Source organism: Phenylobacterium sp. P4_E10, from assembly GCF_056401675.1.
Map to the genome: position 1 here is coordinate 86,812 of NZ_JBFUIW010000015.1, position 9,818 is coordinate 96,629.

8 protein-coding genes and 1 pseudogene are annotated in these 9,818 nt (G+C 66.4%); 7 read left to right on the forward strand and 2 right to left on the reverse strand.

Annotation, left to right across the window (positions count from 1 at the left end):
- Positions 1 to 70: 70 nt before the first annotated feature.
- The 5 genes from AC1DQJ_RS16920 (at position 71) to AC1DQJ_RS16940 (ending at position 5,945) form a co-directional block, all read left to right on the forward strand.
- A complete protein-coding gene (locus tag AC1DQJ_RS16920) occupies positions 71 to 673 on the forward strand; it encodes a TetR/AcrR family transcriptional regulator (RefSeq protein ID WP_477605387.1) in 603 nt (200 codons plus the stop codon).
- A 212-nt stretch (positions 674 to 885) separates the two neighbouring features.
- Positions 886 to 3,420, forward strand: a complete 2,535-nt coding sequence (locus tag AC1DQJ_RS16925; protein WP_477605389.1) for a TonB-dependent receptor — start codon at positions 886 to 888, stop codon at positions 3,418 to 3,420.
- Positions 3,421 to 3,606: 186 nt separating this feature from the next.
- Positions 3,607 to 4,872, forward strand: coding sequence for an LLM class flavin-dependent oxidoreductase (locus AC1DQJ_RS16930; protein WP_477605391.1), 1,266 nt, complete (start codon positions 3,607 to 3,609; stop codon positions 4,870 to 4,872).
- 13 nt (positions 4,873 to 4,885) lie between these two features.
- Positions 4,886 to 5,662 (forward strand): alpha/beta fold hydrolase, encoded by a 777-nt coding sequence (locus tag AC1DQJ_RS16935; protein ID WP_477605393.1) that lies wholly within the window; start codon positions 4,886 to 4,888, stop codon positions 5,660 to 5,662.
- Between the two features lie 73 nt (positions 5,663 to 5,735).
- On the forward strand, positions 5,736 to 5,945 hold the full coding sequence (locus AC1DQJ_RS16940) for a dodecin family protein (RefSeq protein ID WP_477605395.1): 210 nt from the start codon (positions 5,736 to 5,738) through the stop codon (positions 5,943 to 5,945).
- A gap of 51 nt (positions 5,946 to 5,996) precedes the next feature.
- On the opposite strand, the gene AC1DQJ_RS16945 is transcribed toward AC1DQJ_RS16940, so the two are convergent.
- Positions 5,997 to 7,526, reverse strand: coding sequence for a M10 family metallopeptidase C-terminal domain-containing protein (locus tag AC1DQJ_RS16945; protein ID WP_477605397.1), 1,530 nt, complete (start codon positions 7,524 to 7,526; stop codon positions 5,997 to 5,999).
- Positions 7,527 to 7,848: 322 nt separating this feature from the next.
- On the opposite strand from AC1DQJ_RS16945, the gene AC1DQJ_RS16950 reads away from it, so the two are divergent.
- The gene (locus AC1DQJ_RS16950) at positions 7,849 to 8,187 is read left to right on the forward strand and encodes a c-type cytochrome (RefSeq protein ID WP_477605403.1); all 339 of its coding nucleotides are present in this window, start codon (positions 7,849 to 7,851) and stop codon (positions 8,185 to 8,187) included.
- Entirely contained in the window at positions 8,184 to 9,578 is a 1,395-nt protein-coding gene (locus AC1DQJ_RS16955) for a D-arabinono-1,4-lactone oxidase (RefSeq protein ID WP_477605398.1), read from the forward strand. The genes AC1DQJ_RS16950 and AC1DQJ_RS16955 overlap by 4 nt, the downstream gene beginning before the upstream one ends.
- Before the next feature lie 30 nt (positions 9,579 to 9,608).
- Here the strand turns inward: AC1DQJ_RS16955 and AC1DQJ_RS16960 are convergent.
- A pseudogene (locus tag AC1DQJ_RS16960) lies at positions 9,609 to 9,818 on the reverse strand (hypothetical protein); the annotation flags it as partial.

The window sequence follows — 9,818 nt, forward strand, 5'->3', positions numbered from 1 at the left end:
GGTCGACGGGGGCCATGGCGATCACGGGTGAAGGTGAGGCGGCCATGGGTTTTGCGAAGGAACAGGCGTCATGACGGCCGTCAGCCTGGAGCGCAGGCGCACCTACCACGTGGGCAATGTGCGAGCGCAACTCTTGGCTGCGGCTCGTGACATCCTGCAGGAGCACGGGCGGGCCGGTCTCTCGCTGCGCGCCATCGCCGACCGCGCCGGCGTTGCGCCGGGCACTGTCTACTACCACTACGCCGACAAGGCCGCCCTGCTGGCGGGGCTGGCCTGCGACGGGTTCCGGCAGCTGGCCGAGGCGATGCAGGCGGCGTTTGCGGCTCGCGGGGCCGAGAGCGGCCTGCGCTCGACCGGCTTCGCCTATCTGAACTTCCTGCGCCAGAAGCCCGAGCTCTACGAGCTGATGTACGAAGCCCGCGATGCGGGGCGTCGAGAAGACGTGGCCGCCGCCGAGGCCGAGGCCTTCGCCGTGTCGCGCGCGGCGATCGTCCACGACTTCTCGGCCCAGCACACGCCTGACCTGGCCGACAAGATCGCCGAGGCGATCTGGGCCTGGGGTCGAGGCATCGCCGCGGTGTCCCTTTCGCGCGGCTCGCCGGGCCAGGGACCCGAGGATGAGGCGGTGATTTCGGCGGTTCGCGGCCTCGAGGCGCTGATCCTCGGCCGCTGAAGCCCAGGCGTCACATACCAATTGCTCAATATTTTCCGAAGCTTGGCCGAAATGCGCCCTGAGGGCGCGCGTCTCTTGCGCCACAAGGGCTCGTGAAAAGTCGACGGTGGCGCTTTTAGCTCTATTCGAACGCCGTTCAAGACATCCAGCCTGAGTAAATTAAGCACTCACGACGGGCGAAAAAACGTCCGCGTCTGGCTGGGAGGTTACATATGATCCAACCACTGCGTCTGCGCAGTCTTTTCATCATGGGCGCGTCGATCGCGGCCATGTCCGCCGCGACTCAGGCCGTGGCCCAAGACGCCTTCACCATCGAGGAACTGGTCGTCACCGCTGAAAAGCGGGAGCAGAGCCTGCAAGACGTGCCGGTGGCGGTCACCGCCTTCACCTCGGAAAAGCGCGACCTCATGGGCGTCGCCACGGTCGAAGACCTGGCCCGCGTCACGCCGAGCGTCGCCTACACCAACAACGACCGTCTCTCGATCCGCGGCTTCGGCCGCCTGACCAACGCCATCGGCACCGACCCGTCCGTGGCGCTGTATTCGGACGGCATCTTCTCCAACTCGATGGCCGACAGCTCGACGCCGTCGCTGTTCATCGAGCGGACGGAAGTCCTGCGTGGCCCGCAAGGCACCCTCTATGGCCGTAACTCGATCGGCGGCGCGCTGAACATCATCGGCAAGCGTCCGAGCGATGAGTTCCAAGGCGAAGTCCGCGGCATGATCGGCAACTACGGCGCCTGGCGTACCGACGCCCTGGTGACCGGCCCGATCTCCGAAGGCCTGCGCTTCCTGGTCGGCGGCTCGGTCGAGCGCCGCGACGAAGGCTTCATCGAGAACATCGGCCCCGGCGGCGACACCAGCGCGGTCAAGCGCTACATCCTCGAAGCCCAGGTCGAAGCCGACCTCGGCGAGAACGTCACCGCCCGCTTCCGCTACACCAAGTTCGATTGGGACGACAGCTACGGCGTCGGCAACATCCACGAGTCTGTCATCACGCCCTACGACACCGCTTCGGTGACCGGCCTGGGCAACTCGGCCCTCTACTACAACCCGACCAACGGGTACGCCGGGATCAATCCGTCGATCGCCGATCCGTTCAAGATCGACATGGACCAGACGATGGAGGGCAAGCTCTCCGACCATAATCGTCTGCACTTCGACCTGACCTGGGACCTGGGCTTCGCCACCCTGAAGTACCTCGCCGGCTACCAGGCCTACGTCTACAACACCAACGGCGACGAAGACCGCTCCTCGCGTCAGGGCCTGTTCAGCATCAACGCCGCGACCCCGTTCGGCGCCTACACCGCGACCGGCGTCTCGCCGAACCAGCGCTTCTTCTATCAAGAGAAGCAAAAGTGGTGGTCGAACGAAATCAACCTGTCGTCGAACTCCGATGGCCCGCTGAACTGGATCGTCGGCCTCTATCAGTATCACCAGTCCTACTCGCAGCCGCAGGGCCTGCGCGTGCTCGGCGACAACTCGATGCTGACGCCGCTGAGCCTGGCCACCGGCGGTCTGGCTGCGCCGAACCCCAAGGGCAACTACCTGTTCGTGGACGGCACCCTGGAAGTCGACTCGGTCGCGGCCTTCGGCCAGATCGACTACGAGTTCGCCGAGAATTGGACCCTGACGGCCGGCCTGCGCTGGACCAAGGACGAGAAAGAGGGCACCGACTTCGCCCGCTACGTCTCGCGCAGCAACACCACCGCGACCATCCTGCGCAGCACGGGCGTCCCGCTCGCCGCGGCCCAGGGCATCGCTGTGGACTTCACCACCTTCGTGGTCTGCGGCGGGCCGACCATCGCCAGCTGCCGGGCCAACCCGCTCTACGCCAACCTGCAGGAAGTCCCGACCGGCGGCCTGACCCGCGACCTCGCGCAGGACTACGACGCCTTCACTGGCACCCTGGGCGTGCAGTGGCAGCCGGACGGCGACACCAACGCCTACGCCCGCTACAGCCGCGGCTACAAGTCGGGCGGTTGGCTGGCTTCGAACGGCCTGACCCCGTTCCCGTACGCCGATCCGGAGTACGTGGATAACTACGAACTCGGCCTGAAGAAGACCTTCGGCGGCCGCGTCCAGATCAACTCGGCGATCTTCTATGCCGACTACCAAGGCTTCCAGGCGCCGCTGACCGTCATCCTGAACCCGACCACCGGTTCGACGGGCACGCAGTTCCTGAACCTCGAGGCTCGCAACTGGGGCGTCGAACTGGAAGGCCAATGGGCGCCGCTCGACAACCTGTCGATCTTCGCCAGCTACGCCTACCTGAACGCCGAGATCCAGGAAGGTTGCTGCTACGTCGACACCAACGATCCGACCGCCGCGGGCTCGGGCGCTCAACCGGTTGGCGGCACGCCGACGGCGCGCACCCAAACGCTGGTTGGCAACCGCCTGCCGATGACCGCCGAGAACAAGTTCAACCTCGGCGCCAACTACACCTTCGACTTCGAGCCGGGCAGCCTGACCATCGGCGGCACCTACACCTTCACCGACGACATGCAGACCTCGATCTTCAGCCAGGCGAACTACACCGCCCCGTCGAATGAGATCGTCGACTTCCGCGCCTTGTGGAAGGACAGCGCCGACCGCTTCACGATCATCGGCTTCGTGAAGAACGCCTTCGACGAGGTCGCCTATCAAAGCTCGACCCCGAGCTCGCTGACCTCGATCGGCACCTATCGTCGGACGGTGAAGCTCAACTTCCCGCGCACCTTCGGGATGGAATTCCAGTACCGCTTCTAAGGTCTGGAGAGCACGACTTGGTGGAGGCGCCGCGGGCAACCGCGGCGCCTCTTTCCATTCTGGGTCAGAGGAAAGAGCCCGCGGACCCGAGATTGCCCCGCGATGCTTATCGCTTGGCGCCGACGTCAATTGCCCTACCGTCGTTCACCTGACCGCCCGATAGAGGCGGATAGGGAGGAGCGAGCCATGAAGTTCACCTGGTTCAACCTCATGCCGTGGCCATACCTGCCGGATGACTTCCGGGAGAAGAACCGCTCGGTGTGGGTGGATATCGACCAGCGCCTGTTCGATCCGGCCAAGAGCCACGAAGTCTACAACACCTACATGGACCTGCTCGAATACGCCGACACCCTCGGCTTCGACGGGATCGGGGTGAACGAGCACCACCAGAACGGCTACGGCATCATGCCTTCGCCCAACATCATCGCCGCCGGTCTGGCGCGGCGGACCTCGAACGCCGCCATCGTGGTGCTGGGCAATTCCATCGCCCTCTACAATCCGCCGATCCGGGTGGCCGAAGAGTTCGCCATGCTTGACTGCATCTCCGGCGGTCGGCTGGTGGCCGGGTTCCCGGTCGGGACCTCGATGGACACCAACTACTGCTACGGCCAGATTCCGTCGTTGACCCGCGAGAAGTACCAGGAAGCCCACGACCTGATCATCAAGGCCTGGACCACGCGCGACCCGTTCGCGTGGAACGGCCGCTACAACAAGCTGCGGCACGTGAACATCTGGCCGCGGCCGATCCAGGACAAGCCACATCCGCCGGTGCACATCCCGGGCGGCGGATCGGTCGAGACCTACGACTTCTGCATCGACAACACCTACTCGTATTCCTACCTCAGCTTCTCGGGCTACCTGCGCGCCCAGGCGCTGATGGACGGCTACTGGCGGCGGGTCGAGGAGCGCGGCGTCGATAGGAGCCCCTATCGCGCGGGCTTCGCCCAGACCATCTGCGTGGCTGAGACCGACGAGGAGGCTGAGCGGCTCTATTCCGAGCACATCAGCTACTTCTACAATCGCTGCCTTCACGTCTATCCGGGCTTCGCCGACGCGCCCGGCTACCGGACCATCAAGACCATCCAGACCGGCGCGCTTTCGCAGTACGCCCCGCCAAAGGGCGGCTACACGCAGCTGACCTGGAAGGAGCTCACCGAGCAGGGCCACGTCATCGCCGGCTCGCCCGAAACCGTCCGCCAGCGGATGGAGGAGCTGATCAAGGGCCTCAACGTCGGCAACATCTTCTGCCTGATGCACGTCGGGAACATGCCCGCCGAGAAGTGCATGTATTCGACCAAGCTGTTCGCCGAAAAGGTGATGCCGCACCTGCGCAACATGTTCCCCGAGCACGCAGACGACGAGCGCTTCTGGTGCAAGCCGTTGGAGAAACGGGTGACCGCGGGCTCGCTGCCGGCCGCGCCGACCACGGCGCCGTTGGGCGCGGACGCGTGAGGGAGGCGGCATGATGGAACTGAAGACCGTCCAGACCCGCCACGTCCCGGTCCGCTATTTTGAAGGCGGCCAGGGCCCCGCGCTCGTCTACCTGCACGGCGCGAGCGGCGTCACGGCCGAGGACCCGTTCCTGGGCGCCCTGGCCACGTCGCACCACGTCTTCGCACCGCTGATCCCGGGCTATGGCGACAGCCAAGAGTGCCCCGAGATCCGCGACATGCTGGATTTCACTCTGCACAGCTGGGATGTCGTGGAAGCCCTGGGCCTCAAGGACCCGATCCTGGTCGGCCATTCGATGGGCGGGATGATCGCCGCGGAGATGGCGGCGATCGCGCCCAACGATGTGTCGCGCCTGGGCCTGATCGCCCCGGCCGGGCTTTGGGACGACGAGCACCCGATTCCGGACCTGTTCGCCCTGATGCCCTACGAGATGCCGCAGATGCTGTTCCACGACGCGGCGGCGGGGGCGGCGATGCTGACGGCCGGGCGCAATGTCGAGGACCCGAACTTTCTGCAGACCTATCTGGTGACCAACGCCCGCCAGCTGGGCATGGCCGGGCGCATTCTGTTCCCGATCCCCGAGCGGGGCCTCAGCCAGCGGCTCTATAGGATCAAGGCCAGGACCGTGATCGTCTGGGGCGACTCCGACCGGCTGGTTCCACCGGTCTACGCCCATGGCTTCAAGAAGGGGATCGCGGGCGCCGAACTGGTCTCGATCCCCGAGGCCGGCCACATGGTGATTCTGGAGAAGACCGCAGCCGTGGTCGAGGCGGTGGGCCGCCTGGGCTGAGCTTCCGCGTCACTTGCCGTAGCGTCAATTGCAGCGCTCTATGATGGCTCGGGGGACAGGAAGGGAGAAGCCCATGAGCGTCTACCGCGTCACCGAGATCATCGGCACCAGCGCCACCAGCTGGGAGGACGCCGCCGAGCAGGCGTTGGCCGCAGCGGCGGGGTCGTTGCGCGAGTTGCGCGTTGCGGAGGTGAGCAAGCTGGACATCGCGCTCGGCGCCGATGGAAAGATCGAGTCCTTCCGCACCAAGCTCAGCGTCAGCTTCAAATACGATCCGAGCTAGCCCGGCGCGGCGAACCGCCGCCGACCCCGTATGGGCCGGCGGCTGACGCCGTCAGTCGAGCACGAAGTCGTTCGCCGTCAGGCTGGCGACCGTGACGCCGGTCAAGGTCACCGTTCCGGTTCCCAGGGTCAGCACCGCGTTGCCCGCAATAGTGCTCAGGTGCGCCTGGACGTCGGCGAAGCTGTGGATGTCGGCGACCCCGGTCAGGTCGATGACATCGCCGCCAGCGACGCTGAAGTCGGTGACGACATCCTTGCCGGCGCCGGCAAGGAACACGAATTTGTCGGCTCCCGCGCCACCGGTCAGGCGGTTGTCGACCGCGTTGCCGATGATCGTGTCGTTCCCCGAACCCCCGACGGCGTTCTCGATCCAGGCGCCGTAGGCGATGCTGATGTTGTCGTGCATCAGCGGGTCGGTGACGCCGGCGATTTCCTTCCAGGAAAGGCCGCCGTTAATCCCGTCGACGCCGTTGTTGTAGACCTCGTAGAGCTGAGCCGTCCGAGCGGGCAGGCCGGCGGCGGCGTTGTTGGCGTTGATCTGTTCCAGGGTCAGGAACTCGTTCGAACCGCCTGCGCTGCTGAACGAGCCGGGGTTGAGGTCGATCAGCGAGGGCGTGCTGTAGCCCGAGAGATCGAGGGTGTCCTTGCCGCCGGCGTCCCAGATCGTGAACACCGGGGCCAGGTCGTGCGGCTGGATCTGGAAGGCGGTTCTGTTGGCCAGGTCCGCGGTCCAATTGAAGCCGTAGGTGGTGTCGCCGGTGCGAGTGGTGGTGTCGACTCCATACAGCGCCTGGATGGCGGCGATGTCGTGGACCAGCGGGGTCGGCGAATAGAGGAATCGCATCGTCGCCCAGTCGATATGGGCCGCGCCGGTCTCATAGGCGTCCCAATAGGACATCACCGAGTACTGGCGAGAGTCCTGGTAGTAGTCGGCCAGGGCGTAGCTCAGCTCGACGTCGTCGCTGGCGTTGTAGTCGCCGGGATGCGAGAGGCCGAGCGCGTGGCCGATCTCGTGGGTCAGGGTCTGCATGCCATAGAAGCCATCCTCGAGCTGAATGCCCTGGACCGGACCCGGATTGATCCAGACGTCGCCCTCGATGTGCTCGTACTTGGCGCCGTAAGCCTTGCCGTGCGGCAGGTAGGCCCAGGCCTGTCCCGGCCCTGTGGTGGTGGTGGCGAAGGCCATGTCCCAATTGCCGTGGCCGTTGGCCTGCTCCTCAAAGCGCAGCGGGACCAGGTCGTCCCAGTAGGCGAGAGCCTCGCGGGTCGCCGCCTGCTGGGCCGCGGACATCGGAGAATAGCCGTAGGTCTCGGCCGCCTCGTGCGGGTTGTTGTAGATGCCGTAGGTCCTGGGCCCGCTGTAGAAACCGTAGGTGAGCACGCCGTCGGCGGTCTCCTTGGCGCTCCAGGAGAAGCCCGACCGGTTCAGGTGGTCGGCGATCTGGTCTGGCGTCCAGATCGGGAGGTCGCGGGCGACGCCGCCGGCGTCCGGGTCGGCCGACGCGTCGTAGGTCAGCTCGCGTTCCGGCGGCAGACCAGTCTCCAGGGTGACTGCCGACCTAATTTCTTGAGCGCTTGGCATGTAGTCCTCCGAGGTTTGTGCCGCGACCGCACAGGCGTGCGCCATCTACCGCTCGCGAGAGGCGCTATGCTGTAACGGGGTGCGGGTGAGAGAGGTAAGCTTCCGGCTACGTGAAACGCATTCTGAAATCGTCCCCAGTCGTTACACGCGGATGCACGGAAGATCCCCCCGATGAACTATCAGCCCACGCCTAAGAACTCCGCGCAAGTGCATTAAATCGTTCCTTAATGTGCCGGGAAAAATGCAGGAGCCCGTCGCTGGGACTCAAGGCTAAGTTGTCGGAGGGTCGACAGAGAGCGACGAGGAGGAAGTCTTGAGACGAGTGGCGTTCGCCGCGGCGGCGGTGTTGGTTCTGGCGGGTTGCGCGCCGAAGTCTGGGCCGCCAGCCGATCCGACCGCGCTGGCTCCCGCCGATCCGCGCCTGGCCCAGCTCTATGCGGACTCCTGCAAGGCCTGCCACACGGTGGCCGATTCCGGCGCACCGATCGTGCATGACGCCAAGGCCTGGGCGCCGCGCTGGAGGCAGGGCGAGGACGTGCTGCTCGACCACGTGGTCCAGGGTTACAAGGCGATGCCGGCCCTCGGCCAGTGCGCCGCCTGCACGCCCGACGACTTCAAGGCGCTGACCCGCTTCCTGGCCGACAAGGAGGGCAAATCGTGATCTCGCGCCGCACCGCTCTTGTCGCCGGAACCGCCGGGGTGCTCGCCGCAGCCGGCGGCGGAGTCTATCTGGCTAGCCGCGACAAGCCCGAGCCGCCCGCTCCGCCGAGCATGGACGCCGACAAGCATCTGCTGTGGCGCAACTGGTCGGGCATCCAGCACGCCTATCCGGCCGTCCGCAGCGCGCCGAAGAGCGAGGCGGAGGTCGCGGAGGTCCTGAAGTCTTCGGTCGCGCCGATCCGGGTGGTCGGCGCCGGCCACTCGTTCACCGGCCTGGTCCCCACCTCCGGCACGTTGATGACCCTGGACGGTCTGGCGGGCATCGAACGCTGGGAGGGCGAGGAGGCGGTGGTCCGGGCCGGCACGCGGCTCGGCGCCCTGGGGCCGGCCCTGGCCGAGCGCGGCAGGGCGATGGCCAATCTGCCCGACATCAACAAGCAGTCGCTGGGCGGCTGCCTCGGCACCGCGACCCACGGCACTGGCGCAAAGATCAAAGCCATCCACGGCGACGTCACCGCCCTGCGGCTGGCCACCCCATCGGGCGAGCTGATCGACTGCGACGCGACCAACAATCCCGACGTCTTCCGGGCCGCGAAGGTCGCGCTCGGCGCGCTGGGCGTGATCACTCAGGCCCGGGTAGCGACCACGGCCAACCGCCGGCTGCACCGCCACGTATTCGTCGAGCCGTTCGAAGAGACCTTGGCGAAGGCCGAGGAGCGCTGGACCAAGCATCGGAACTTCGAGTTCTACGCGGTGCCGTTCACGGGCCTGGCCGCCAACATCACCCATGATGAGACCGACGCCCCGGCCATGCCGCGCGGTCCCGACAGCGACACCGCCTTCCTGGAGGTGCTGAAGCAGCTGCGTAATCTGACCCGGTTCTCGCCGCCGCTGCGCAGGGCGGCCGCTCAGGCGCTGCTCGGAACCGCCAAGCCCGAGGAGGCGATCGACGAGGGCTGGAAGCTGCTGTCGACCGAGCGGCCGGTGCGGTTCAACGAGATGGAGTTCCACATCCCCGTGGAGAACCACCTGACTGCGCTGAAGGAGGTGGTGTCGACGATCGAAGCCAAGCGCCCGGACGTCTTCTTCCCGATCGAGGTGCGCCGCATCGCCGCCGACGAAGCCTGGCTTTCGCCGTTCCAGGGCGCGCCGCGCGGCTCCATCGCCGTCCATTGTCACTACAAGGACGAGTTCGATTTCCTGTTCGAGCTGATCCAGCCGATCTTCCTGAAGTACGGCGGCCGGCCGCACTGGGGCAAGTTGCACAGCCTCAAAGCTCGCGAGCTGGCCCTGCTCTATCCGAACTGGAACGACTTCCTCGAGGTTCGTCGCCGGCTGGACCCGCAGGGCCGGCTGCTGAACCCGTACCTGCGCGAGCTGTTCGGGGTTTAGGCCCGCAGCAGCGGGGCCTCGGACGCAGCGCTAGTTCGGGTGCAGTACGATCGGCGCTTCCGGATCGGTGGGCATCGGCACGGCCGGGGTCGGCTGGATCGCCGTCTCGACCGGAGCCGGCGGCGGCAGGGCCGGAGCTGGAAGCGGAGCGGGCACGTCGAGCACTGCAGGCGCGCTAGCCGGCCGGGTGAGGCGCGCCTGGGACGCGCGTCGCGGCGAGGCCGAGGCCGTGCGGATCGG